Consider the following 25,059-nt stretch of genomic DNA (forward strand, 5'->3'; position numbering starts at 1 on the left):
CGTGAAACGCGCGAAACAAAAAGCCACCCGCTATGCGGGTGGAGGGATTGAGGGTTGACCACTGAGACCATTCCAATAAAATTGAGATGTTCAGGCTCAAAGAAAGGAATGGTCTCAAATGGCAACCAAGAGCTACAGTCTAGCTCACACAAAGTGGATGTGCAAATACCACATTGTATTTACCCCGAAGTATAGACGGAAAGAGATTTATAATCAAGAAAGAAGAGACTTAATAGAAATTTTCAAACACTTATGTAAGTACAAAGGAGTAGAGATTATAGAAGGCCACATGATGCCCGATCATGTCCATATGTTGGTGGCTATCCCGCCGAAAATTTCAGTCTCATCATTCATGGGATATCTAAAGGGGAAAAGTTCGTTAATGATCTTCGAGAAGCATGCACAACTAAAATATAAATACGGGAATCGAAAATTTTGGGCAGAAGGATATTATGTGAGTACAGTAGGTTGCAATACTTCAGCCCCGCCAGCCTCCATAAATTCCTTCACAAAATCGTCGAACTGCTCTAACGGTGGATCACCGGTAATAAAAGAGATGTAGGCCTGAATTTCGAAAGCGCATAAGATCAATGCAATATGCTAAAGCAAGGCGACTTAAGATGTCAAATTAATAGATAAAAAATAAATATAACACCAAAAATTTACAGTATAAATGATGGATGGCACATGAAAAAGGAGTGTTATGTACTATTATGTATTTAAAGGTTGAATATGGTTGATGAGGCTGAGGGCTATGAAAGTACATATTTTCGTTACAAATGATTGTAATTTGAGCTGCGATTACTGTTATGTGTCTGGACTAAGAGAAAAACTGTATTTTAGCCCAGCGCTTGTTAGCTCGTTGATCACTTTCATTAATAACGTGTTAAAACTTAATAAATCTGAAAATGTAACCCTGAATTTTTTTGGAGGTGAACCTTTACAATCTCAAGGACATAAATATTAATGATTTGAGAAGAAAAATAGGAATTGTTTCTCAGAAAATATACTTATTTTCTGGTAGTATCATGGATAATATTAAACAATGGGATGGGGGAATCACAGACGAGGAAGTTTATCGTGTTTTGGAGGAGTATGGATTATCAAGTGTTTTGAAAGATGAAAGTTATCATCATATTGGTGAGTCAGGAAAGAACTTATCAGGTGGTCAAATGCAAGAGATTGCACTCTCAAGAGCAGTTTTGAGACGACCGAGTTTATTTATTTTTATGAGCCGACTTCGAACTTAGATATACAAAAAAAAGAAAAATTTGTACAGCTCTTGAATAAGCTAAAAAACAACTTATGTATAATTATAACACACGACGATTACTTGATGTCAAAAATGGATCGTGAGCAAGATATACTTTTAGATATATCCGATCCTGAGCTGTTGCGAAAGAGGAATGAGGTATGTCAAATCTAATCTTGATTGCTGATGATGAAATAGATATCGTGAATCTACTCCAAAATTATTTCGAAATCAATGGTTATCGGGTTATCACAGCAAGGAGTGGGACCGAAGTATTGCAGCAAGTTGAGTTTGATCCAGATCTTATTTTACTGGATATTCATATGCCAGATCTGGATGGCATTGAGGTTTGTACACGGATACGCAATTTTGTGTCCTGTCCTATTCTGTTTTTAACGGCAAAGGTAGAAGAGGCCGATAAGCTCAATGGATTCCGTGTCGGTGGGGACGACTATATTGTCAAGCCATTCAGCATTGAGGAGGTAGGGGCTAGAGTATCTGCACACTTGCGTCGCGAGCAGAGGCAGCGTTATAAGACCCAATCGAAATTCATTGATGATTTAGTCGTTGATTATTCTGCACGTGCTGTTTATTATCAAAACCGACCAATTTCATTTGCCAAAAAAGAATTTGATATTATTGAATTGCTATCCATGAACAAGGGTCAGATTTTTGATAAAGAGCGGATTTATGAACGAGTATGGGGGTATGACAGCGAGGGAGACAGCGCCGTTGTCGTTGAGCATATTCGAAGAATTCGAGCCAAATTAGCTTCGGTGAACAGTCATACGTATATTGCAACCATATGGGGTGTGGGATACAGATGGGTAGGATAATAGCAGGAATCCGCAACCTTTCGATTAGAAAGAGCTTTATGCTATATATGTTCATATTTCTAATGATGGCGGCTCTGCTTAGCTCTGTTGCAATTGGAGCTTCAAATGGAGTTAGAAACGATCTCTATCATAAATATAACGCTCCGAACAAGAATAGTTCTGAGCCTATAAATAATCATTATACGCCGAATGATGAAATTATTCTTCAAATTTGCGATATTGTTGAAGCATGGTCTATTCCGATATTTCTTGGACTGTGCAGCATGTTGTCCTCGTTTGTATTTTATCGCCATAAACTGAAAAAACCTATTGCACTATTAGGCATGGCTTCTGAAAAAATAGCGAATCATGACTTGAATTTTCATATCCATTATGAGAGCAAGGACGAGATGGGGAAGCTCTGCGATTCCTTCGAGAAAATGCGAGCTGCATTGGATGACAACACTCGGCAAATGTGGCGTTCTATGGAGGAGCGCAAACAATTGAATGCTGTTTTTTCCCATGACCTGCGCACACCGCTCACGGTACTTAGGGGATCTACGGATTTCTTGGTGAACTATCTGCCCCAAGGTAAGATCAGTGCAGACAAAGTGATGTCTACCGTATCTGCAATGTCCGCACATATTTTACGGCTGGAGAACTATGTTCAATTGATGAGCGAGATTCAAAGATTGGAAGACAGCAGCATTTACACAACAAACGTAAATATAGATCATTTTATCAAACAGCTTAACAGTATTGCCGAGGTGTTAGTAGAGGGACGTCATCTTAAAATGACATTTGAAAACCATATTGCCCAAACAGAACTGCACTTTGATGCTGACACGGTTATACGGATATTCGAAAATATGCTTAGCAATGCAATTCGTTATGCTGACAAGACAATATCCATAGGTTTGGAATCCATGAATGGCATGCTGTGCATTACAGTTAGTGATGATGGCGAAGGTTTCTCGGAGGAGGATCTCGAACAAGCGACTAAACCGTTCTACAAACGTAAAGCAATAAACGGGAGTGGCGGTTTTGGTTTGGGACTACATATATGCAAGATTTTATCTGAAAAGCATGGTGGAGGACTTAGAATAGCTAACAATGAGACATGCGGAGCGAGAGTAACTGTCATGTTCCAATGTAAAAGTACCAATACACCTAACATCGATATTCGTTGATAAAAAATAGATAATTATTAGATATCCTTTTCTCAGCAGACAGCTAAGGGAAGGATGTTTTTTTGCTTTAAGTGGAGCATTCCTGAAATGGATTCTTTGAGTTTACCCGAAGGGGGGCGTTGGATTTGATTCTGGAAGGAAAGAAATTGTGCAAGTATTATGGCACAGGAGAAAGCCAAGTAAAGGCCATACATGAAATTGATTTCACTGTGGAGAAAGGAGAGTTTATCTCCATTGTCGGGCAGTCAGGTGCGGGTAAAAGTACTTTAATGCACATCATTGGTGGTTTGGATGCACCGACAAGCGGCGAAGTCATCATGAATGGAACTTCTATTTATACACTACCAGCAAATCAACTAGCCGTGTTCCGCCGTCGTGAAATCGGTTTTGTCTTCCAATCATTTAATCTCGTGCCATCACTTAACGTATGGGAAAATATCATATTACCCATTGGACTTGACGGAAAAAAGGCTGACGTTGAATACATCAAAGATATTTTAAACACGCTGGATATTTATGAGAAACGAACTAGTCTACCAACGGCGTTGTCAGGGGGACAGCAGCAGCGCGTTGCCATCGCCCGTGCGATTGCTGCTAAACCGTCGATCATCCTTGCCGATGAACCTACTGGGAATCTGGACAGTCGTTCCAGTAGAGACGTCCTGAATCTCCTGAGATTGTCGATACAGAGGTATAACCAGACATTAATTATCGTTACGCATAATGAGGATATCGCATCATTGTCCGACCGAACGGTTCGGGTAGTTGATGGTTCGATCGTTGTGGAGGCATCGCAATGAAAGATACTGTATCCGTACGAGACATAGCATGGAAAAATTTAAGCCACTACAAAGGCAGAACCCTGTTAACTATATTTACAACAGCCCTATCCGTTGCCTTAGTATTTGTCGTGTTCACGTACTTTCACTCTGAAGATAACCGCAATAAGAGGGCAGCTATGAATGAAATTGGTGCCTTTCATGTGCAATATGAGGAATTGTCATTGAAGCAACAACAGCAGATCGTGAGTAACCCTAAGATCAAGGAGTATTATCTTTCGTATAACAGCAGAAATATTAGCTCCACTACATTTGAGAAACTGAATATCCATATGGCTATTGGTTACATGGAGGGAATAAATAACGGACTGATTGAACTGAGGCGAGGCCGTGCGCCAGAGGCTGATCATGAAATTGTATTGGATGAATGGCTCCTTCATGAATTAGGTTATTCTTCTGAGTTAGGACAAAGAATCGCGTTAGATTTGCAGGTTATAAGTGATGATCAGACTAAAGAAATAACGAAAACCTTTGAACTGGTAGGTATTACTGAAGACATTGCTATTCGAAAGGCTGCAAGAGCCGGATTGATGTTTGTATCAAAAAGCTTCTCGGAGCAGTATAGTCCGGATCCGGAAGTAACGGTTTTTGCACTACTGAAATCCAACTTAAACGCTGCCTCGGTCGCGGAGGATATAGGTAAACAAGCAGGCTTGTCAGATAAGCAAATTAAAATAAATGAACGCTATACAGGCGCTTATGAACAGAATCCGACAACTATTCTGCAGTCTGCATTAGCTGTGTTGGTTATCGTTTTAAGCTCTGGAATGGTTATTTATAATATTTTCAACATTTACATTTCACAACAAATACGTTTGTTTGGCATGATGAAAGCGATTGGCATGACTCCAAGACAATTACGACGCATGATTCTAATAGAGGGACTGATTATTTCTTTCATCGGCAGTATTGTTGGAATTCTACTGGGAATAGGTTGCAGCTTGGCATTCATTCCGTTTCTCGGAAATGCGGGCTCTACCGATCTTTCTCTGTATGTAGAGATATCTCCATTTCATGTTGGCGTAGCATTCTTATCAGGTCTGCTTTTCGTCATTCTTTCAATCCAATTTCCAGCCAGAAGAGTAGGGAGAATCTCGGAGATTGCAGCGACCCGCTATAATCCGGTTGCTGACGCATGGAGGAAGAGAAAAACAACCAGAAATCAATTGAACAATTCCCTTAGCAGCTTCACCTTGGTATCTGCGCAAGTTATACGTCATCGCAAACGTACTTGGATTACTATCACTTCAATCACTTTGACAGGGCTGATCTTTATCGTTACAAGCAGTATCCTGAACAGTATGAATATGGGCAATGTAGCCGCGAGTATGGTGCCAGGCGATTACAAGCTGAGTGTTAACTCTTACCGAGGAGTGGATGAGCATCTCGATTTGTTGAACGAAGGAATCGTGAAGCAGATACATGATATGAATGGGATTCAGTCTTTGTATACGGAAATGTATGATGAGTTCCTCTATAACAAGCAGGATGCGGCAGTTCATCTTAAAAACATAGAGGATATCCGAAATCCTGCGATTACTTCAGAAATCTATGGCTATGACGATGCTCTAATGCAAAAGACACTACATGCACTAGGGAATAACAGACACGCATTAGAGGAGATGAAGAATGGGAACGTGCTTATTGCCATCGCCGAGGATGGGACCTATAAGGTCGGTGATAAGATCAGAATGACCCCGCTTGGAGAACAGCGGGCAGAGCTTGAATTCACAATCGTCGGCGTTCTTCCTAGTTATATTACTTATAAAGGAGACTCTGCTTATGGAGGGACTTTCATTGCCCATCAGGATATGTTTAAGCGCCTAGGGCTGGATCAGCGTGTCAAGCAAGTCAGTGTGACCGTGCCTAAAAAGGAATTCGAGCATGTAGAACAACGCTTAAAAGAAATTGCTGCGGCCGATCATAGAATTGGGTTTACTTCATTCCAAGAGATTTATCAGGAATTTCATGAGGCGAAACGGTTGATCGAGTTATCCGCCTATGGTTTTATTGCAACGCTGCTCGTCATTAGCATATGTAATCTGGTCAATTCAAATCTGACAAGCATGATAGCTAGAAAAAGGGAGATCAGCGTGATTGAGGCAATTGGGTTGTCACAAAACCAATTAGCAATACAACTTGGTAGCGAAGGATTAGTAGTTATATTGGTTAGTCTGTTGTTGACTTTTATTGTGGGCATACCCACAGGATATATTATCGTTGATATTTTTAAGCGCGAAGCCACCTATGCCCAATATCAATTTCCGATTGGTGCTATGTTGATAATAATAGGTGCCTACATTGCGGTTCAGTTGTTTACGACCTACTATATGCATCGACGCTTTAGAAAGGAAAGCCTGATCGAACGAATTCGGTTTAGTATATGAACAAACGAGGAAATCGACTTACTTCTTGAAGGAGGTGTCTTAATATGCATAGGTATAGAGGAGTGTTCAGGAACCATTGTTGGCGTAGTTTTACTGTATTGTTCTTCATTGTACTGTTTTTAACAGCGTGCAGTAAAAACAGCGAGGAGGGTTTTTATCCAGAATATAACGGAGTAAAGTACACAGGTGAAGGGACGCTCGAAACAAAAGTTGATGTAGCAATCTTCAATGAAGATGAGGCTTTGTTTGTGCAGACAGTTAAGATTATGGATGACCATCCTACCGTGGGGAAGGTCATGCAAGCCATTTCAGACGACGATGAACAGGGGGTGCTGATAGAAAAAGACCAGGAAGGGCAAATATTAAGCGTTGATGGTATCGAGAATGACGAAAACAAACATTGGGTGCTTTCTATTAACAACGTAATTGACGAAGGGAACACGGAAGAGATTGAAATTGGCGAGGACCAGTCATTGACGCTAATTTACACTGCCGATCCTTAAAGAAATCTAGCAGCTCAGTTAGGTACCAACTTCCATAAATTCCTTCACAAATCGACGAACTGCTCTAACGGTCGATCACCGGTAATAAAAGGGATGTAAGCTTTGTTTCTTAGCTCGAGAAGCGCCGGTCCATTCTGGACCAGGGAGAGCGTCGCCACTTCCAAGGCATTATAGATCCTGTCCTGATCCGGATTTAAGGCCCATTGCTCTCTTCTTTCAGTTGGCAGAGAGGGAACCATCATGCTAATATTGGCGCCGATGACATTCTGATATAAAGAAATGACGGTACAGGGCTGACCTCCCTGGCACCGCCATTTCTTTATTTTTTGCTGTCTTTTTTATCAATTGAACCGTCTCATTAAGTAAGCAGACTTACTTTGGGGACAGCCCTGTTATATGCATGAAACCTTTATTGGAGTATGGACGAAATGGTGAAACAAATTCATAATGGAACTATATGTTGAAACCGAAGGCACGGCACGTGCGTATTTTTTTGTGAAGTATAGTCATGCAAAGAGAAGTGGGGTACAGTCATGAGAGAATCGTTCAAGCGATTGGTGGAGCACCGTTATTTTCAACCTGCTATTATTGGAATCATCTTTTTGAACGGCGTGATCATTGTCGCCGAAACGTACAGCACGAGTCAGTTTCTGGTCTACCTTGACAAAATTATCCTCGGGATTTTTGTATTGGAGATTCTTTTGAAGATTACCGGTCTCGGATTTAAGCGATATTTCTCGAGCGGGTGGAACTGGTTTGATTTCTTGATCGTTGCCTGCAGCCTGATCTTCCTGACCACACCGTTCGTAAGCTCGCTGCGTCTGGTCCGGGTTCTGCGCCTATTCCGAATGATCCCTGCGATTCCGGCACTTCGTAAAATTATCGACTCGTTAATCCGGTCGATGCCGGCTTTAACCGGGGTGCTCGGATTGACGCTGCTTATTTTTACGATTTATGCGATTATTGGCACTACATTTTTTAAGGATGTGCTTCCGTACGAATTTTTTGGCAGCTTCCATAATTCTCTATTCACATTGATGCAGGTGGTCACCTTTGAGTCGTGGGCGAGCCAAGTGGCCAGGCCGGTCATCGCGGAAATGCCATGGGCTTGGATTTATTTTATAACGTTTATTATTGTTGGGGCGCTTGTCATCTTAAACCTCGTAGTTGCTGTTATTCTAAGTTACTTGGGACAGGAAGAGGAAGAGAGTCGGGACGAGCGGCTGGATCAGCTGTTGAAAGAAAATATGGAGCTGAAGAAAGACGTACAGGAAATCAAGCAGCTGCTGCTTGAGCAATACAGGTCGAATCGTTAGTCCCGTCCGTGTGTCAAAAGCAAGATTTTTGCAGGGCCCTCATCGAAGGGTCTTTTTTTCATGGAAGAAAGCTATAGTCGCTTGCATCAGATCACCCAGCACAACAGGGGAACGATCAAGGCAAAGAACGGGGTGGCCAGAGAATTGCTGGAGAACGTATGCTTCCCCCACAAGAAGATGAGCAGGGTTAAGGCTCCCGCTGCTGCGCGCAGCCAGAGCTGCTCCGGATTTCCGCCTGTGAATAAGGCGAAGAACAGAAATCCGACCGCTCCGTAAACGGCGGCTTGTTTAGCCTTATGGAGGGAAGGCAAGAACGAGAGTATGGCATCTGCCGCAAGGGATGCAGTGAGCGCGTAACCGTATACCCAGTGCTCTTGCGGCAGATAGAGGCCTAACCATTCCGAAGCTCGATCAGCGCCGGGAGGCCACACCCAATCGAGCAGGCTCAGCAGCAGCACAACGATGCCGGCGCTGGCCAGCTTGTTTAATGCATAAAATCCCATGTCCATCCGGCCGGACCGTTTAGGAATTCCCGTGTTCATGGTACACATCCTCTGCTTGTTATTCGTAGCTTCTCGAACGCTTAAGGCACCGCTGTTAACTGGTCACCATCTGTCCCCCGTTGACGTGAATAGCCTGACCCGTGACAAAAGAGGAACAGATGGACGACGCCAAGTAAACATAGGCAGGCGCCAGCTCATAGGGTTGTGCCGCCCGCTTCATCGGTGAATCCGTTCCGAACACGGCGACCTCTTCGGCTGGGAAGCTGGATGGGATGAGCGGCGTCCAGACCGAGCCGGGAGCGACGGAATTGACGCGGATGCCTTGATCGACGAGCGAAAGGGCAAGGGATCGGGTAAGGGAAACGATGGCGCCTTTAGTGGAAGAATAGTCGATGAGCTCCTTAAATCCCTGATAGGCGGTAATGGAGGCCGTGTTGATGATCGACGCTCCGGATTTCATGTGGGGCAGCGCAGCTTGGATCATGAAGAAAAAGGGAAAGATATTCGTTTGATAGGTATGATGCAGCTGTTCCTCCGTGATGTCCAAGATGCTGCGCTGAACATACTGGACGGCATGGTTGTTTACAAGCACATCCAGCTTGCCGAAGTGGGCTATCGTCTCGTTTACTACGGCTTCGCAGTTCTTTTTATACCGCAGGTCGATCTTCATTAAGAGGCAGCGTCTGCCGAGCGACTCAATCCGCTGCTTCGTTACTTCCGCATCCGAAGTTTCATATAAGTATGGGATGACCAGATCGGCACCTTCCTTGGCAAAAGCAATGGCCGCCGCTTTGCCGATGCCGCTGTCCCCTCCGGTTACAATGGCGATTTTGCCATCCAGTTTACCGCTGCCCCGGTAGGCGGGATCCTCGCTGATCGGACGCGGTGACATGAGGCTTTCAAGACCGGGCTGGCAGTTTTGATGCTGGGGAGGGAACGCGATGGGCTGTTCCTTGCATTCGGTTTTGGAGCCTACGTATGGAATGGGCTGCTGGGGATTCATTTCCTTCCTCCTTTGATATACAGAGTGTTTTCGTTGAACGCCGATGCTTTATCTCTATGCATCCGCCCAGTCGGGGGTGCCGTTTATGAACAGAATAGGAGAAAGGTCGTGCGCAAACGCGCGGGTTACAGATTTTTACGATGTCTTTCGGGCTATTGGTGCGAAGTGTAATGGTTGGCGAATCGCCAAGGTTCAATTGCCGGAGCTGCTGCATTGACAAAAGCGCAGACACATTGATACGATGATACTAATTCTGACAAGTTTGCTCTGATTTATATGGGTTGACGTTCGAGAGGACCTTACATAGCGATCTTATGAATGGATGGCGACACTATAACATAAGCCGAGGTGAATGATTATGGCGAAAGCTGTTATTATTAACGGAAGTCCTACAGCCGGATCCCGATTGAATGCGGTTATGGAATATGCGGAGCAGGCATTGACTGCTGCGAATTTCGAGGTTAGCCGGATCGACGTGGCCGCCCTGCCGCCTGAGGATTTGATTCATACCAAGTTTGAGAGTGAGCATATTGTCAAAGCGAACGGGCTTGTGGCCGAGGCCGATGCCGTGATTGTGGCAAGTCCGGTTTATAAAGCTTCGTTTACCGGTGTTCTGAAGACCTTTTTAGACCTGATTCCGCAAAAAGGCTTGGCCGGCAAAATCGTGCTTCCGATGTTTATCGGCGGCAGTCTCGCACATCTGCTGGCAATTGATTATTCGCTCAAGCCCGTGCTTTCTTCGATCGGGGCCCGTCATATTCTTGGCGGCGTGTACGCGGTGGATGCCCAGGTGGCACGTACCGAGGATGGCGGATTTGATGTAGCGGACGTGCTTCAGGAACGCTTGACCTCCGCGATGGAGGAATTAATTGAAGAAACCCGTTACCGGACAGAACGCGCATAAGGATGGCATGAGTGGACGGCAGGGATATGAAAGCGATAGAGATCATATGGAGGGATACCATTTGCAAAAGCTAGTATTTTTTGTCGGCGTGGCCGGTACAGGCAAGACAACCGTAGCCAAGAAGCTTGCAGTCCGTATACCGGCTGCATTTCTCGACCGTGATACGGTGGGGGGACGCTTTGTTGAGAAGTTCCTGGAAAGTAACGGACTGGATCCGAATGACCGCGATTCTTCCTTTTATAAAGAGAATCTGCGCGATCTGGAATATGATACGACCAAGGATATTTGCATCGAGAACCTGGGTGCCGGACAAAATGTTTTTATGATTTCTCCGTTTACCGCCGAGCTCAAGAACCGCGAATGGATTGAAGAAGTCATTGCATCGGCAGGGTTAACGAAAAGCGACGTTGACGTGAAGGTCATCGTGGTTGCGCTCAAAGACATGGATTTGCAGAAGGAGCGCATCATTGACAGACAGACCGAGCGGGATCAGTGGAAGCTGGATCATTGGGACGACTTCAAGAAGCGCGTCGATTTCGTGCCGGAAGTGAACTGGGACATTCCGCAGACATCCATTAAGGTATTCGATAACAGCGGCGATTTGACGGAAGAGAAGGTTGAGGAGCTCTATCAGTTTATCGTAAGCGAGTAGCATATCAGAATAACACCATTCGATATCGTATAAAAAAAGTGCGTCATACCAGGTGCCGGCGAGCCCTGTGATGGCGTATTTTTATTGAGTATCGACGAGGCATCAACATCTCGAGGCAATACCCCCTATTATGGCGTGAAAAAGGATGTTCGTATTCACCCTTCAGGGAAACGCCCCATGCTTATGCTCGGAAATATCGAGCGATGGTCCTGAATTGGAACCATTGCTGGAATGATATATAGTAGAGTAGTAATTATAGGTTTCACAATCGAGGAGGGAAAGCGCTTGGATAACGCTGCTATGCTTGCCTATCTACGAAGCGTTGTGTTAATGAGGGATCGCATCCCTTCATTTCATGAATATCCTTTTAATTTGCCGGCCGTTGCGGCTTTGGACGGTCTTCATTTTCATCCGAAGGTTACTTATATCGTAGGCGAGAATGGCATGGGCAAATCCACGCTGCTGGAGGCGATTGCTGTAGCATTGGGTTTCAATCCGGAGGGGGGCACCATCAATTTCTCTTTTTCCACGGCGGAGACGCATTCTGTGCTGTATCAATATATCCGTACGGTTCGAGGAGTCCGGAAGCCGAGGGACGGTTTCTTTTTCAGGGCGGAAAGCTATTATAATGTGGCCTCCGAGGTTGATTCACTGGCGCTTTGGCATTCCTATGGCGGAAAGTCGCTGCATCATCAATCCCATGGTGAGTCCTTCTTTGCGACGTTTCTGCACCGCTTCGACGGCAACGGACTGTACATCATGGACGAGCCGGAAGCGGCCTTGTCGCCATTTCGCCAAATGGCGCTGCTCAGACGCATCCATGACCTGGTCCAGGAAGACTCGCAGTTTATTATTTCCACCCATTCGCCAATTGTTATGGCTTATCCCGATTCCATCATCTACAAGCTGACTTCCGAAGGGGTAGAAGAGTCGAGCTTGGAGGAAACGGATCATTATATGATTACGAAGGAATTCGTGAATCGCCGGGAAGCGATGCTGCACGAATTGTTTGCAGACGATGAGGAATAAACGGGAAAGATAAGGACTTGTAAGATCGCATAGATCTTGCGAGTCCTTTTTATGTAGGAGCCTTTATCGTACCGAGCGTTTCGAGTCAGGGGAATGATTAGGAGTTTTCCATCCGTAGATATTTCTAATGTTAAGAATCATGGATATTCGAAATCCTGAAATAAACTTCGAATAATTTAAGTAATTAGTTAGTTGTACCTCAATAAATGGGATAAAATAGAATTATAATCATGAAAATGGTGTTTACAAGTTAGAATCATTGAACTAAAATAAGTAGCGAGGTGAGAAACTCTGGAGAACGGAAGAGAAGCAAGCGTCGAGAGACTCATGGAGATGTATCGTGAGTTATCGGATAAAATGACGAGCCATCGGGTCGTATCTTTTTTGAGTCACTTGAGAAAGAACGATTTAACGATGAATCAGTATAAGATCTTAAGTTTGATCGAGCAGCAGGGTCCGCTGCTTCCGAATCGGTTGGCTGAGCATATGGAGCTTAAGGCTGCAACGATCACGTATTTAGTGGACGCTCTGGGACAGCGGGGGCTGGTGGTTCGAACGCCAAATCCCAGTGATGGACGCAGCCACTATGTCAATCTTACGGCAGAAGGCCGGCAGCTTGTGCTCGATGCCCGCAGCGAAGGAGATTATGCCGTCATGGAATCCTTCAAGCAGCTGGATGAGGACGAGGCGGATAACCTGTATATTTTACTGCGATTGCTTGGCAAGAAATTATTTCCATAACACCAAAGACCAAACTCTTTGAATCCCGCCTCCAGCTCTGTTAACCAGATCCGGGCGGGGTTACTTTGTTTAGGAGGCTTCATGTGAATACACAAGATAAATCTTCATTTTGGCTTATAATGAGCGCTATCTTTTTCGGTAATTTTCTGGCGGTGCTCAGCATTACGACCATCAACGTGGCTTTTCCCGTTGTCATGGAGCAGTTCGATGCCACGCTGAGCACAACTCAATGGCTGATGGCCGGTTATTTGCTGGCAACGGGCATTGTGGCTCCCATCGTAGGTTACATGGGGGACCAGCTCAGTTATAAGAGGCTGTTTGTCCTGGCCTTGTTGGGCTTTACGCTTTCGTCGCTATTATGCGTTGTAGCCTGGAACATCGAGACTTTGATTGCTTTCCGGATTACGCAAGGCGTGTTCGGCGGGATGATTATCCCGATTACGATGACCATCATCTACCAGGTATTCCCCCGGGAGCGGCAAGCCTACGCCATGGGACTATGGAGCCTGGCCTCTATGCTGGCACCGGTGATCGGGCCGACACTTGGCGGATGGCTGGTGCAATATTTTGGATGGAAATCGATTTTCATTCTAAATATTCCGATCGGTCTGATCTCGATGGTCATCGTAAGCAAATTCATTCCTTTTTATCGACTGACCGGGAAGAAGAGGTTCGATTTCCTCGGATTCTTGACGGTGGTGGCGGGCAGTTCTCTTTTGCTGCTCTCCTTCAGCCACGGCAACGACTGGGGCTGGGGATCCTGGAAGACCCTGTCCCTGCTCATCTCCGGAATTTTACTGCTGCTGTTCTTCATTAAGTGGGAGCTGCGGATTTCATCCCCGTTATTGCAGCTTAAAGTATTCAAATTCCCCCGATTTCGGTACAGCTTGATCCTGAACTGCATCGTGACGATATCGCTGTATACGGGAACCTTGCTGGTGCCGCTCTATTTACAGACCGTGCTGAAGCTGTCTCCGATGGATACCGGACTTATCATGCTGCCGGGCGCGGTTGTCATGGCCGCTGCGTCGCCGATTATCGGCAAATTTTACGATCGGATCGGTCCATTCCGGCTGGTGATCACGGGAGTTCTCATCATTGTGGCCGCCACGCTCGCTTTCAGCGGAATCGGCATCCATACCTCGGTTCTGTACATTTCCTTGCTGCAGCTGGTTCGCTGCCTCGGCATTGCTTTATGCAATATGCCGTTAACGAACGCAGCGATGAGCGCGGTGTCCAGCGAATATTCAGGCCACGCATCGTCCATCACGAACTGGGCGCGCCAAGGGCTCGCTTCGTTATCGATCGGCATATTCAGCGCACTGGTGGTATCCAGAACGTCCTACTACATGGGTGCGGGGGCTTCGACCCAGCGTGCGGCGACAACGATGGGCATTGATGACGTGTTTATGATCGGAACGATGGTGGCTGTTATTGCCATACCTCTTACATTTTTGTTACGGGTCAAAAAGAAAAAAACGGCTCACCCTGTTGCGCTCTGACCGGGCGTTCATCGGCCAAGTGGAGAAGATAATCCTGCGGGCCGTTGAAGCCTGGCGTAAGATAGGGAAACTCGAAAGGTATCAAGCGATTGAATGGGGTATGTTGAGCTGCATCGTTGGCGTCAAGGATAACCTCAAGCATGGGCAAATAGGACGTTAACGGGTAAGAGGGCAGCTGAAGGGCTGCTCTCTTTTTTTGCATTACACCCGTCAATGGATTGCACGAATTATGACAACGCTGTTCTTTTATTGAAATCGCGGTCTGTGGTAGGGTGAAGTATACGAATTACGAATGTGCAGGTGGTAGGAGGAGCTTATGGAATTTATACGGAAGCTGTGGATTTTCGGTTATCAGCAGGCGTTGTCCTGCATATTTCCGGTTATGATCTTCGGTGCGCTGGGACTGACCAAGGTGGTTGAGATTCCCGGCTTGGCGCGGTATGATCTCATCCTTCTCATATGTGTGCTGGCGCAAATCGGGATGCTGGTGAGCAAACTGGAGACATGGGATGAGCTGAAGGTCATCTGCGTCTTTCACGTCATCGGTTTGATGCTGGAGCTGTATAAAGTGCACATGGGCTCGTGGTCTTACCCGGAGGAAGGCTGGAGCAAAATCGGCGGCGTCCCGCTGTACAGCGGCTTTATGTACGCCAGTGTGGCCAGTTATATATGCCAGGCATGGCGCCGAATGCATTTGCGTATAACGGGCTGGCCGCTGCCCGTGCTGACCGTGCTGATCAGCGCAGCGATCTATGCCAACTTCTTTACCCATCACTATGTGTGGGATGCACGCTGGCTTCTCACGGCATTGTTATTCGTGGTGTTCGGCAGAACCATGGTGTATTTTGACGTTGACGGAAAAACGCTGCGGATGCCGCTGGTGCTGTCGTTTCTGCTGATTGGCTTTTTTATCTGGATCGCTGAGAACATTTCTACGTTTCTTGGGGCCTGGACTTATCCGGGTCAGGAGCGCACATGGAGCCTTGTGCATATCGGCAAAATCAGCTCGTGGTTTCTGCTGGTCGTGATCAGTGTCATCATTGTAGCTCAGCTGAAGCATCTGAAGCAGGGCAGAGGACCGTCCCAAGGCAATCCGAAGGGAACGGTTATGTGAGCCCAGTTTAGCGGATTTGACCATTTATGCCTAATCATATATCCTATGGTTAATTAGATGATGGAAAGCTAACGTTGCGACTCGAGCTTAAGGCAAGAGACTTTGTATGAACATAGATGTTTGGCATAGATGAACCGCGCGAAGCAGAAGGGAGGAGGATCCACATGAAAAAAAGATCATTGGCGTCTTTGGCAAAAGGCATGGGATACTCCACCGCTGTTTTCTTTGATCCGTCCGATGATGGGAGAAGTGTGTCCAAAATCGGATATTCGGGCGATCAAGGATCCTTCCATTCGATGACCGAATGAGGATGCAGTGGAATTAAACACCACAGGTCGCTTGCTTGTGGTTGCATAGATCGGCATGTACACCACAGGTGCGCTGTGGTGTTTTTTTGTGCTTCTAATGATTCAAACAGAGGAGAGGGATACGTATGTTCATGCAAGGGAAACAGATTTATGTGAAGTCGGTAGAGGAATTGGATGTGGACGCACTTCTGAAGCTCGAGAAGGATAACCGGGATTTTTTCCAGCGGTTCACGGGCTTAAGGGAAGAGAGCTTCTACACCCATCAAGGACAGCTTGAGCGGATCCGAAAGGCCATGGAAGCCAGCAAGGCAGATCAAGGGTATGTCTATGTGATTGGGCTGCGGGACACCGGAGTGATCATCGGGGAGATTATGCTTACCGAAGTGGTGCGGGGGGATCTGCAGAGCTGCTGGATCGGTTATTTTTTGGACCAAGACCATAACGGAAAGGGGTATATGACCGAAGCGGTTCAATTGGTCGTGAGGTTTGCCTTTCAGGAATTGAAGTTTCACCGGATTGAGGCGGGCGTGATGCCGCACAACCTGGCCTCGATCCAAGTGCTTTTGAAAGCCGGATTCCATAAAGAAGGGATTGCCCGAAAAAACGTGAAAATCAACGGAACGTGGGAGGACCATCAGACGCTGGCTATTTTGAATGAAGCCGATGAGCAGCAGCCGTCTTCAATTCAGCGGTACAATCCACCTGTTATTGCCCCGCCGATCGGGCCTTATACCCATATAACCAAGGTTCCGAGAGGGAGCGAGCTGCTGGTCTTCTCCGGTCAGGTGGGAACCGACAGCGAGGGGAACCTGCCGGACGATATGAAGCAGCAGGTGGAGAACACCCTGGCGAACATTGAGAGGTTATTGGCTGCGGAAGCGATGTCGGTGGATCATATCGTCAAAATCAACATTTTGGCGGCTCAGGAGGTCGACTGGGATCACTTCCATCAGGTATGGGAGAAATTCCACGGGGGGAAGGCCCCGGCCATGACGATGGCCTACGTGCCGGCATTGGCGATGCCGTCCATTCTGGTGGAGATCGAGGTATGGGCAGCGAAGGGATAGTATTGATGAACCGTAAGTAAGAGCTGTAGACTTGGACTGCGGCCGATCATATGCAGTTACAAAAAAACCTCCGTGGATTCCTGTTAAGGGATCACGGAGGTTTGTTATATGGAGAGGAGCTTATAGATCGTCAAACCCGTTGTCGTCGCCAACTTTGCCGTAGTTACGGGATTTGGCTTCGAAGAAGTCGGTCTTCGTTGCGTTGAGGGCTTCATCCGAGAAAGGCTTGATCCATGGCATGCAGTTAACGTCCACGCCTTCATAAGCTTTTTCCAGACCCATCATGGTGATACGACGGTTCGCGATGTACTTGATGTAATCGCCCAATTCGTTCAGATCGATGCCGCGCACATTGCTGAGTGTGTAGTGAGCCCAGTTGGTCTCAAGCTCAACCGCACGGTCAATGGTGCGGTACAGGTAGTCGATGTTCTCTTTCGTGTTCAGCTCAGGGAAGTCCTTGAGCAGCTGCTTGAACACTTCGGCGAAGAAGTAGCAGTGCTGGTTCTCGTCACGCTGAATATAGGAAATCATCTGGCTGGTTGCCATCATCTTCTGGTCACGGGCCAAGTTGTAGAAGAAGGCAAACGTGCTGTAGAAGAAGATGCCTTCCAGGATCAGGTCAGCCACCATCGCTTCGAAGAAGGACTGCGGCGACGGATTGTCACGGAAGTTTTGATAGATGTCCGAAATGAACTGATTGCGCTCGAGCAGAACCGGATCATGCTTCCAGTACTCGAAGATTTCCTTCTGTTCCTGATCCGAAACGATGGAAGAGAGCACATAGGAATAGGATTGGTTGTGAACCACCTCTTGCTGACCGATGATGGCCGAGATGGCTTCGAGCGACGAATCCGTGAAGTAACGCTTCACGTCGCTTACAAACATCGTCTGCATGGAATCCAGAACAGCCAGCAGGGAGATGTTGATCTTGAAGGTGCGCTGCTCTTCAGGGTCCAGGCGCGGGAACTGCTGCGCATCCTTGGACATCGGAATCTCGTCCGCGATCCAGTGGTTTAGCAGCAGGACCTTGTACAGCTTATACATATGAGGCATCCGAATGTCGTTCCAGTTCAGGATCCCGGAGCATTCACCTTCAATAACACGCGTGGAGCGGTTGGGTGCTTCGGTGTTAAATATCTTTTGCATTTGCATGCCGATTTTCTCTCCTTGTATATCATAGTAGGGCGGCGCCTAGGTGAAGCTGAGGGATATTGGTCCAGCATATTCACGGGACGGGTATCCATCTCCAGCTGCTTGTTGTCCGCCCTTTGCCTGAATGTATTGTAAAGGTTGCAAAGGGCTCCCAAAGGCGGACGTAAACTCTTCCGATTGGATACCCTTACCCTTGTAGTCTTCTATTTAGAAAGCTTATCCACTCCTGCTAAGCGGGAACACCCGCATGCAGCTGTTCGATGCTTGTTTGCACCACATGAAAAGCGATTCCCAAAGGGAGAGCGATCCACGTAGGCAGTAACTTAACAAATCGCACGAAGTAACTCATTAGCTTCGCACCACATGAGAAGCGATTCCCAAAGTGAGAGCGATCCACGCAGGCAGTAACTTAACAATCGCACGAAGTAACTCACGGTCCCTGCGCCGCATGAGAAGCGATTCCCAAAGGGAGAGCGATCCACGCAGGCAGTAACTCAACAAAACGCACGAAGTAACTCACGGTCCCTGCGCCGCATGAGAAGCGATTCCCAAAGGGAGAGCGATCCACGCAGGCAGTAACTTAACAAAACGCACGAAGTAGCTCATTAGCTTCGCACCATATTCCAGCGTTCCCGAAGGGAGAAAGCGCTCCTGGCCACTAAAGTAACTATAGAAGCGCATCATTCACGCCATGCACACCTTGCGGGTGTCCAGAGGGCAGCGCCCTTGGGGCCCTCCCTTGGAAGGGAGGGTTTGGGTGGGTTCGAAAAAGGTTAGACTAAACTCTTAGCTTGCGCACGACTCACACTCTTCAATCGTCAGCGCACGGCTGCGTACATAGTACGTGGACTTGATACCGGCTTTCCAAGCATGCAGGTGCAGCTCCAGGAATTCCGAAGCACGGATATCAGGGCGGACATACAGGTTAAAGCTTTGTGCCTGGTCAACGTGACGCTGACGGGCGGCAGCCATTTTGATGGACCAATGCTGGTCGATCAAGAAAGCCGTTTTATAGTACCAGATCGTTTTTTCGGATAGATCCGGAGCCGGGTTAGCCACTTTATAGGTGGTTTTTTCTTCATAAGAAAGAAGTTCGTACAATGGATCGATGCTCGCCGTGGAACCCGCGATGATCGAGGTGGAGCCGTTCGGTGCGATGGCAAACAGCCATGCGTTACGGACACCGTTCGCTTGTACTTCTTGCTGCAATTCGCGCCATTGTTCGGTGGTTACGAACTTGCCTTCATGCTCGCCGTCGGTGTAACCGCGGAACGTAAAGTACTCGCCGCTCTCCCAGTCGGAGCCTTTGAATTTCGGATAATGGCCTTTTTCCTTGGCCAGCTCCATGCTGGATTTAACGAGCAGGTAGTTGATGTGCTCATACAGGTTGTCATTATAGGCAACGGCTTCGTCGGATTCCCAGCGAATGCCTTCCAGCGCCAGCAAGTGATGCAGACCGAAGGTGCCGAGACCGACCGCACGATATTGACTGTTGGTATATTGAGCTTGCAGAACTTCAATATTGTTAATGTCGATGACGTTATCCAGCATGCGAACCTGAATTGGAACGAGACGCTCCAATACACCGGCAGGTACAGCACGAGCCAAGTGGATAGAGTTCAGGTTGCAGACAACGAAATCGCCAGGGATTTTGGAAATGACGATTCGAGTTTGCCCGTCTTTCGTAACCAGCTCTTCTTGCTCAACGACTGTCGGAGATTGGTTCTGCATGATCTCCGTACACAGGTTGGAGGAGTAGATCATGCCATGCGCAGAGTTCGGGTTCGCACGGTTGACCGTGTCGCGGTAGAACATGTACGGTGTACCCGTTTCAAGCTGGGATTTCATGATGCGCTTCATAATGTCGATGGCTTGTACCGTAATCCGCGGCAGCAGCGGGTTCGCCACGGCTTCAGCATATTTTTGACGGAATTCGCCTTCGCCTTGTCCTTGATCATAGAAGTCTTCCAGGCCCAGCGGACGGCCATTCTCGTCTTTCCAGCCCATGATTTTCTTCACTTCATGCGGACAGAACAGGCTCCACTCTTCACGTGCTTCTACAGCCTCCATGAACAAGTCAGGCAGACATACGCCATGGAACACGTCATGTGCTCTCATACGCTCGTCACCGTTGTTCAGCTTCAGATCCAGGAAGGACAGAATGTCTTTGTGGAACACATCCAGATAAACCGCGATGGCACCTTTACGAGTTCCCAATTGGTCAACGCTAACAGCGGTGTTGTTCAACTGGCGAATCCAAGGGATAACGCCGGAGCTGGTATTCTTGTGACCGCGGATGTCAGAGCCGCGTGCACGGACTTTACCGAGGTATACCCCGATGCCGCCGCCCATTTTGCTGAGACGGGCGATATCCGTATTGGAATCGAAGATCCCTTCCAGGGAGTCGTCTACGGTATCGATGAAGCAGCTGGAAAGCTGGCCGGCTACCTTTTTGCCTGCATTGGACATTGTCGGCGTAGCCGCCGTCATGTACAGGTTACTCATGGCCCAGTAGGCTTCTTTGACAAGGTCAAGACGCTTGTCGGCAGGCTCGTTATGCATGAGGAACATCGCGATGACCATGTAGCGTTCTTGCGGAAGTTCCATAACGCGACCGTCAAAGTCGTTTGCCAGGTAACGCTCAGCCAGCGTCAACAGACCGATGTAATCAAACAGCAGATCGCGGCTTGGATCGATGCACTCGCCGAGCTCTTCGATTTGTTCTTTGGTATAGCTGGTCAGAAGATCCTCGCGATAGATGCCTTTCTGTACAAGCTCCGTAATGAGCGGATAGAAGGCACCGTATGGCTCTTCCGGGTAGGCTTTGTATCGGCGGTTGGTGGCCGCTTTTTTATATAAAGAGGTCAGAAACGAACGCGCAGCTGCAAACTTCCAATTCGGCTCCTCTTTGGTGACAAGCTCAAGGGCGGACATCGTGAAGGCGTTGCTGATTTCTTCGCCGGTAACCTGCTCGCCGCGCAATTTGGCATTGACGCCGCGAAGCAGGCGCTCTTTATCGAGCATGTCCAATCCTTTCAGAGTCCGATCGGCATAGACGGAGAGGCGAATTTCATCAAAGGCGAGCTGACGGTTGTTCGGTTTAACTACGAGCTGGGGCATGAATAAATTCCTCGCTTTCTTCGGGGGAAATATGAAAAAGGACATCAAAAAAACATTTTCTAAAACCCGCGGGCAGGCTTGAAAATGTCCGTGCGCTGTGATTCGAAAATGACGTTTGCCATAAGCCCATGAACGGGCATGATGTTATGTACAGACGCAAGTTTAACGAACACTTACCTAAAACCCCGTAGGTTGGTGTCTACTGCATATAGGCAGGTCTCCTGACTTGAGCTTCTTCCCTCGGAATTGCCTTTCCCGAGACCTTGCTCCGGTTCCTCGGTGGCATATGTCGGATGTGGATGGCTGATAGATCATAAACAGCCTTAGAGCCCTTACAGTGGCGGGACCGTGATGGATTTGCACCATGCTTCCCTATTAAGCCGGACTGCCTTATAGGTTTATCCGGCACCTATATACACTATATTTGGTTGTTGTTAATCTAATTTAACCCAATATATTGTGTTTGTAAACCATATTCTTAAAATTGAACGCAAAATGAATTATAGCAAACGAGCGGTCATTGTGCCAGTTAAGAAACTGCCAAAAGGCCATAACATTTCCTGAATTGTGACCAAATGCGACCTTTTCTGCGCAGATACCACGTATATTATCGTTTTGACAAAATAGGATATATTCGTATGGACGAAACGAGGAAGGTACACCATATCTTGTGTGAAGCTAAAGGCAGACGGACTTTGATATGGAGGGCCAGAATTGTTATGATAACAGTATTCGGAAATTTAGAGCATTCCATATAAATGGGATGGGAACAAGGGAGGGTTTTAAGATGGCAATAGCGGAGGTAACGGTGATTCCAATCGGAACCGCAACAACGAGTTTGAGCTCTTATGTTGCTGAGATGCAGCGTGTATTGAAACAACAGGATGGAATATCCTATGAGCTGACTTCGATGAGCACCATCATCGAGGGAGAGCTTAACATGATCTGGCGGGCGATAGAGGCTTTGCATGAAGCGCCCTTTCTGTCCGGTGCGCAGCGCGTATCGACTTCCGTGAAGATCGACGACCGCAGGGACCAAGTTTCCTCAAGCAAACAGAAGATCCAGTCCGTGCAGGAGAAATTAGGCGGATAGCGCCGCCAGTTTCGGGGGATATTTCCGTAAGAATTGGGCTTGCATTTTGCTGCTGAAGTATTATAATAATTTTTGTTGTTTCGTGAGGAATAACATCGAATCACATGTGCTGGTGTAGCTCAGGGGTAGAGCAACGCACTCGTAATGCGTAGGTCGGGGGTTCAATTCCCTTCACCAGCATCTTCATAAAGTCAACAACGGCGCGGTTTTCCGAGTTTTCGGGGACCGGGCCGTTATTGTTGTTTAATCCGTTCTTCTACCATCGCTCTACCTTTTAGTCTGATGAAGACGTTTCCTTTTTCACTTTGAAGAACAGCCAACAATCGTCTTCCTTCTACATTGTTTGGGTTTAGGCCAACTCAACAGTGACCCCTCCCCATAGATGGATATAGTGTACGAGAATAATCAAAATGAGGAATGCACTGGTGTCATAGTGAACTTGAATTAGGTGAGTGGTGAGGGTGAAAGAAGTTTGCCATAGAAAGGCAGATAGAAAATACACGAAAGAACCTCTGGCTATGCCAGCAGGTTCCTTTTTTCGTCTAGTCGTATTAATCGACTCACATGCTTTATTTCCTCTAATGGAACCCAGACTGGCCCATAAGCACTCCGCATCTCCAAGCGATCTGTACAAGTATCTGGTATGCCTTGTAATACTTCGCCATTGATGAGGTATATCGTCACGATGTGCTTCTTCTGAATGGCTATTTTTAGTTCTTTATCCCACATTTGATTGATCACGCACCCATGACTAAAGTAATGATGTCAGTATATCAAATTCAGGTAAAATTCACTATGGTTTCATTTGAACACGAGTAGATCTTATCTGAAAAGGAACGGGACTCACGAAAGGGAACCTTGCTGCAAAGTGTGTTGAGTCAAAGGGCCGATCTTGACCAGGGTGGACTCTGCGATTGGTGAAAGAAATAATAAAATCCCGCTCGAATGAGCAGGATTTTATTATATTACTTCAACAGGTCTTTAATGACGTTCAGGATTGCGACGTCTCAGACCTACGAGGCCGGCAAGACCGAGCAAACCGAGCCAGCCCCAGTCTGTATCGTTGTCATTGCCTACAGCATTCGTGTTATAGCCGTTTGTGTTCACGTTATTGGTTCTCATATCGTTTGAATTCATGTTGTTGTTGTTTTCTGCAAAAGCAGGAACCGCAAGAATCAAAGCAATACTAATACCGGCTAAAAATGTGGCGAGGATTTTCTTCACGATTTGAACTCCTTTCCGTAATAATGTTGATTATTTAGCGGGACAGGTACCAGAATTATGGTGCCCTTTACGGATATTATTATTCGTTACTGAACAACGAAGGACATCCTCATCGTTATAGCGGAAATACGGATATGAACAGGGCTAAACAGTAATCGCATCTTCGATAGTTCTTGTTTTTATAAAATATGTCCTTGACTATTACCTCTTGCCTTTGCGTTATCAGACGCCCTTACATACTATGTATTATTCCAATTAGGAAGGGGTAGGGAAAAATGAGTGGATACGAAGGTTCTGGGTATGGAAGTAGTATTGGTGTTATTCTCGTTCTCTTTATTCTACTTGTAATTATACTGCGTACTTGGGGATTTTAAGTAAATACCTTGTATAAGGACCCACTTGCGTGAATGGAATGTTCCAGAATTATATTTGAAGGCATCCAGACAAATCTGGGTGCCTTTTCCATAACACAGTGCAATAAGGAAGAGGGTTCTTTTGTCGATCGTTTCATGATTTCATTTCATAGATTAGTAGTCCAATCATTCTCGCAGATGCTGCATATAATGCAATATCTTCTGTGAAGGGAGGATTTCTTATGAAAAAACATCATCATAAGGTTAAAGTTATCATCCTCAAACCTGGACAAAAAATCATCGTAAAGTGTAAAAAGCATAAGAAGAATCACGCATAAAAAGTCTGTAATGCAGTGGTGAACCTTAACAAAGGTTCACCACTATCCATAGAGCTACAACTTGAGAATGAAATGGAATTGACTATCTGCCGCTTTTCCGTTTATAGGATGTAATAACCGTTGAAAAGGCGAGAAGGTGTATGGGGGCTCGCTATTATGTTTGGAGAGAGGGATCATAGCAGAACAATCAGAATTCCAGCCACGAATAAAATGGATCCGAGGACCAGCAGAAGAAGCCCACTGGATTTAATATATTGAATGTAGTCCGAACTTGGCTCAGACTCATACTTTACTTTCCAGATTTTATATAAGGAACCCCATGTGGGTTTGCGTATTCTCAATACACCACGTACCAAAAAAACGACAGCAAACAAGATAAGCACAAATCCAGATATATTAACCAGCTCCTCACCAAAACTCAATGAAAATAGTTAATCCGAGTAATACATATTACCAGCTAAAAAGGTGGATAATTCCACCAGAGCTACAGTTCATTCGGATTGCTATTTCTTCGGATTTCCGAATATTAATAGACCAAGCCAGATATGAATGGCAATCGACGAACATAGAGACTGTATCTAGGCCATCCAATATAGGCTTAAGCAAACACCGAATGTACCAGATTGGAGTATCTTATATATTATACTCGTCCTT

At 46.5% G+C, this 25,059-nt stretch carries 22 protein-coding genes, 1 tRNA gene, 1 pseudogene and 1 riboswitch; of the genes and pseudogenes, 19 read left to right on the forward strand and 5 right to left on the reverse strand.

Annotated elements, in window-relative coordinates; genetic code table 11:
- Positions 1-118 precede the first annotated feature (118 nt).
- The 8 genes and pseudogenes from tnpA to MKY82_RS03435 form a co-directional block, all read left to right on the forward strand.
- Positions 119-469, forward strand: a pseudogene (gene tnpA, locus MKY82_RS03400) (IS200/IS605 family transposase); the annotation flags it as partial.
- Positions 470-932: 463 nt separating this feature from the next.
- The gene (locus MKY82_RS03405; protein WP_339295489.1) at positions 933-1,250 is read left to right on the forward strand and encodes an ATP-binding cassette domain-containing protein; all 318 of its coding nucleotides are present in this window, start codon (positions 933-935) and stop codon (positions 1,248-1,250) included.
- 163 nt (positions 1,251-1,413) lie between these two features.
- Entirely contained in the window at positions 1,414-2,088 is a 675-nt protein-coding gene (locus MKY82_RS03410) for a response regulator transcription factor (protein WP_220686672.1), read from the forward strand.
- A gap of 47 nt (positions 2,089-2,135) precedes the next feature.
- Positions 2,136-3,257, forward strand: coding sequence for a HAMP domain-containing sensor histidine kinase (locus MKY82_RS03415; protein ID WP_339295490.1), 1,122 nt, complete (start codon positions 2,136-2,138; stop codon positions 3,255-3,257).
- 119 nt (positions 3,258-3,376) lie between these two features.
- Positions 3,377-4,057 carry an ABC transporter ATP-binding protein gene (locus MKY82_RS03420; RefSeq protein ID WP_194540757.1) on the forward strand — a complete coding sequence of 227 codons (681 nt, stop codon included), beginning with the start codon at positions 3,377-3,379 and terminating at the stop codon, positions 4,055-4,057.
- Positions 4,054-6,483, forward strand: coding sequence for an FtsX-like permease family protein (locus MKY82_RS03425; protein ID WP_339295491.1), 2,430 nt, complete (start codon positions 4,054-4,056; stop codon positions 6,481-6,483). Before MKY82_RS03420 ends, MKY82_RS03425 begins: the two co-directional genes overlap by 4 nt.
- 44 nt (positions 6,484-6,527) lie before the next feature.
- On the forward strand, positions 6,528-6,986 hold the full coding sequence (locus MKY82_RS03430) for a hypothetical protein (protein WP_220686669.1): 459 nt from the start codon (positions 6,528-6,530) through the stop codon (positions 6,984-6,986).
- A gap of 533 nt (positions 6,987-7,519) precedes the next feature.
- Entirely contained in the window at positions 7,520-8,302 is a 783-nt protein-coding gene (locus tag MKY82_RS03435) for an ion transporter (RefSeq protein ID WP_220686667.1), read from the forward strand.
- A gap of 86 nt (positions 8,303-8,388) precedes the next feature.
- Here the strand turns inward: MKY82_RS03435 and MKY82_RS03440 are convergent, their stop codons facing one another.
- Together MKY82_RS03440 and MKY82_RS03445 are read right to left on the reverse strand one after the other, a co-directional pair.
- Entirely contained in the window at positions 8,389-8,844 is a 456-nt protein-coding gene (locus MKY82_RS03440; protein WP_194540762.1) for a hypothetical protein, read from the reverse strand.
- Between the two features lie 55 nt (positions 8,845-8,899).
- Positions 8,900-9,808: an SDR family oxidoreductase gene (locus MKY82_RS03445; RefSeq protein ID WP_194540763.1), complete on the reverse strand. Its 909-nt coding sequence runs from the start codon at positions 9,806-9,808 to the stop codon at positions 8,900-8,902.
- Between the two features lie 358 nt (positions 9,809-10,166).
- On the opposite strand from MKY82_RS03445, the gene ssuE reads away from it, so the two are divergent.
- The 8 genes from ssuE (at position 10,167) to MKY82_RS03485 (ending at position 17,125) form a co-directional block, all read left to right on the forward strand.
- The gene (ssuE, locus tag MKY82_RS03450; protein ID WP_194540764.1) at positions 10,167-10,712 is read left to right on the forward strand and encodes an NADPH-dependent FMN reductase; all 546 of its coding nucleotides are present in this window, start codon (positions 10,167-10,169) and stop codon (positions 10,710-10,712) included.
- A 61-nt stretch (positions 10,713-10,773) separates the two neighbouring features.
- Positions 10,774-11,364 carry an AAA family ATPase gene (locus tag MKY82_RS03455; RefSeq protein ID WP_071222319.1) on the forward strand — a complete coding sequence of 197 codons (591 nt, stop codon included), beginning with the start codon at positions 10,774-10,776 and terminating at the stop codon, positions 11,362-11,364.
- Positions 11,365-11,649: 285 nt separating this feature from the next.
- Positions 11,650-12,393 (forward strand): AAA family ATPase, encoded by a 744-nt coding sequence (locus tag MKY82_RS03460; RefSeq protein ID WP_194540765.1) that lies wholly within the window; start codon positions 11,650-11,652, stop codon positions 12,391-12,393.
- 333 nt (positions 12,394-12,726) lie between these two features.
- A complete protein-coding gene (locus MKY82_RS03465) occupies positions 12,727-13,134 on the forward strand; it encodes a MarR family transcriptional regulator (protein ID WP_235613203.1) in 408 nt (135 codons plus the stop codon).
- A gap of 83 nt (positions 13,135-13,217) precedes the next feature.
- Complete coding sequence (locus MKY82_RS03470) at positions 13,218-14,636, forward strand: MDR family MFS transporter (RefSeq protein ID WP_071222127.1); 1,419 nt, start codon at positions 13,218-13,220, stop codon at positions 14,634-14,636.
- Between the two features lie 316 nt (positions 14,637-14,952).
- Entirely contained in the window at positions 14,953-15,750 is a 798-nt protein-coding gene (locus MKY82_RS03475) for a DUF817 domain-containing protein (RefSeq protein WP_071222126.1), read from the forward strand.
- 164 nt (positions 15,751-15,914) lie between these two features.
- Positions 15,915-16,058 carry a hypothetical protein gene (locus tag MKY82_RS03480; protein ID WP_194540768.1) on the forward strand — a complete coding sequence of 48 codons (144 nt, stop codon included), beginning with the start codon at positions 15,915-15,917 and terminating at the stop codon, positions 16,056-16,058.
- Between the two features lie 125 nt (positions 16,059-16,183).
- Complete coding sequence (locus tag MKY82_RS03485; RefSeq protein ID WP_339295492.1) at positions 16,184-17,125, forward strand: GNAT family N-acetyltransferase; 942 nt, start codon at positions 16,184-16,186, stop codon at positions 17,123-17,125.
- A gap of 120 nt (positions 17,126-17,245) precedes the next feature.
- Here the strand turns inward: MKY82_RS03485 and MKY82_RS03490 are convergent, their stop codons facing one another.
- Together MKY82_RS03490 and MKY82_RS03495 are read right to left on the reverse strand one after the other, a co-directional pair.
- On the reverse strand, positions 17,246-18,277 hold the full coding sequence (locus tag MKY82_RS03490; RefSeq protein ID WP_071222122.1) for a ribonucleotide-diphosphate reductase subunit beta: 1,032 nt from the start codon (positions 18,275-18,277) through the stop codon (positions 17,246-17,248).
- A 786-nt stretch (positions 18,278-19,063) separates the two neighbouring features.
- Positions 19,064-21,397 carry a ribonucleoside-diphosphate reductase subunit alpha gene (locus MKY82_RS03495; protein ID WP_071222121.1) on the reverse strand — a complete coding sequence of 778 codons (2,334 nt, stop codon included), beginning with the start codon at positions 21,395-21,397 and terminating at the stop codon, positions 19,064-19,066.
- A 193-nt stretch (positions 21,398-21,590) separates the two neighbouring features.
- Positions 21,591-21,825: riboswitch (cobalamin riboswitch) on the reverse strand.
- Positions 21,826-22,184: 359 nt separating this feature from the next.
- On the opposite strand from MKY82_RS03495, the gene MKY82_RS03500 reads away from it, so the two are divergent.
- Positions 22,185-22,490 (forward strand): MTH1187 family thiamine-binding protein, encoded by a 306-nt coding sequence (locus MKY82_RS03500; protein ID WP_071222119.1) that lies wholly within the window; start codon positions 22,185-22,187, stop codon positions 22,488-22,490.
- Positions 22,491-22,598: 108 nt separating this feature from the next.
- Positions 22,599-22,670 (forward strand) — tRNA-Thr (locus tag MKY82_RS03505).
- A gap of 801 nt (positions 22,671-23,471) precedes the next feature.
- Here MKY82_RS03505 and MKY82_RS03510 read toward each other — a convergent pair.
- Positions 23,472-23,714, reverse strand: coding sequence for a WGxxGxxG family protein (locus MKY82_RS03510; RefSeq protein WP_194540773.1), 243 nt, complete (start codon positions 23,712-23,714; stop codon positions 23,472-23,474).
- A gap of 275 nt (positions 23,715-23,989) precedes the next feature.
- On the opposite strand from MKY82_RS03510, the gene MKY82_RS03515 reads away from it, so the two are divergent.
- Positions 23,990-24,088: a YjcZ family sporulation protein gene (locus MKY82_RS03515; protein WP_074961926.1), complete on the forward strand. Its 99-nt coding sequence runs from the start codon at positions 23,990-23,992 to the stop codon at positions 24,086-24,088.
- Positions 24,089-25,059: the final 971 nt, after the last annotated feature.

This window comes from Paenibacillus sp. FSL W7-1279, from assembly GCF_037969845.1.
Classification (GTDB): Bacteria; Bacillota; Bacilli; order Paenibacillales; family Paenibacillaceae; genus Paenibacillus_AQ.

Excerpts from the sequence above, each read along its gene's own strand:
- MKY82_RS03410 (WP_220686672.1), top strand. The coding sequence starts at position 1,414 with ATGTCAAATCTAATCTTGATTGCTGATGATGAAATAGATATCGTGAAT.
- MKY82_RS03415 (WP_339295490.1), top strand. The coding sequence starts at position 2,136 with ATGTTCATATTTCTAATGATGGCGGCTCTGCTTAGCTCTGTTGCAATT.
- MKY82_RS03425 (WP_339295491.1), top strand. The coding sequence starts at position 4,054 with ATGAAAGATACTGTATCCGTACGAGACATAGCATGGAAAAATTTAAGC.
- MKY82_RS03430 (WP_220686669.1), top strand. The coding sequence starts at position 6,528 with ATGCATAGGTATAGAGGAGTGTTCAGGAACCATTGTTGGCGTAGTTTT.
- MKY82_RS03435 (WP_220686667.1), top strand. The coding sequence starts at position 7,520 with ATGAGAGAATCGTTCAAGCGATTGGTGGAGCACCGTTATTTTCAACCT.
- MKY82_RS03440 (WP_194540762.1), bottom strand. The coding sequence starts at position 8,844 with ATGAACACGGGAATTCCTAAACGGTCCGGCCGGATGGACATGGGATTT.
- MKY82_RS03445 (WP_194540763.1), bottom strand. The coding sequence starts at position 9,808 with ATGAATCCCCAGCAGCCCATTCCATACGTAGGCTCCAAAACCGAATGC.
- ssuE (WP_194540764.1), top strand. The coding sequence starts at position 10,167 with ATGGCGAAAGCTGTTATTATTAACGGAAGTCCTACAGCCGGATCCCGA.
- MKY82_RS03465 (WP_235613203.1), top strand. The coding sequence starts at position 12,727 with ATGTATCGTGAGTTATCGGATAAAATGACGAGCCATCGGGTCGTATCT.
- MKY82_RS03475 (WP_071222126.1), top strand. The coding sequence starts at position 14,953 with ATGGAATTTATACGGAAGCTGTGGATTTTCGGTTATCAGCAGGCGTTG.
- MKY82_RS03480 (WP_194540768.1), top strand. The coding sequence starts at position 15,915 with ATGAAAAAAAGATCATTGGCGTCTTTGGCAAAAGGCATGGGATACTCC.
- MKY82_RS03485 (WP_339295492.1), top strand. The coding sequence starts at position 16,184 with ATGTTCATGCAAGGGAAACAGATTTATGTGAAGTCGGTAGAGGAATTG.
- MKY82_RS03490 (WP_071222122.1), bottom strand. The coding sequence starts at position 18,277 with ATGCAAATGCAAAAGATATTTAACACCGAAGCACCCAACCGCTCCACG.
- MKY82_RS03495 (WP_071222121.1), bottom strand. The coding sequence starts at position 21,397 with ATGCCCCAGCTCGTAGTTAAACCGAACAACCGTCAGCTCGCCTTTGAT.
- MKY82_RS03500 (WP_071222119.1), top strand. The coding sequence starts at position 22,185 with ATGGCAATAGCGGAGGTAACGGTGATTCCAATCGGAACCGCAACAACG.
- MKY82_RS03515 (WP_074961926.1), top strand. The coding sequence starts at position 23,990 with ATGAGTGGATACGAAGGTTCTGGGTATGGAAGTAGTATTGGTGTTATT.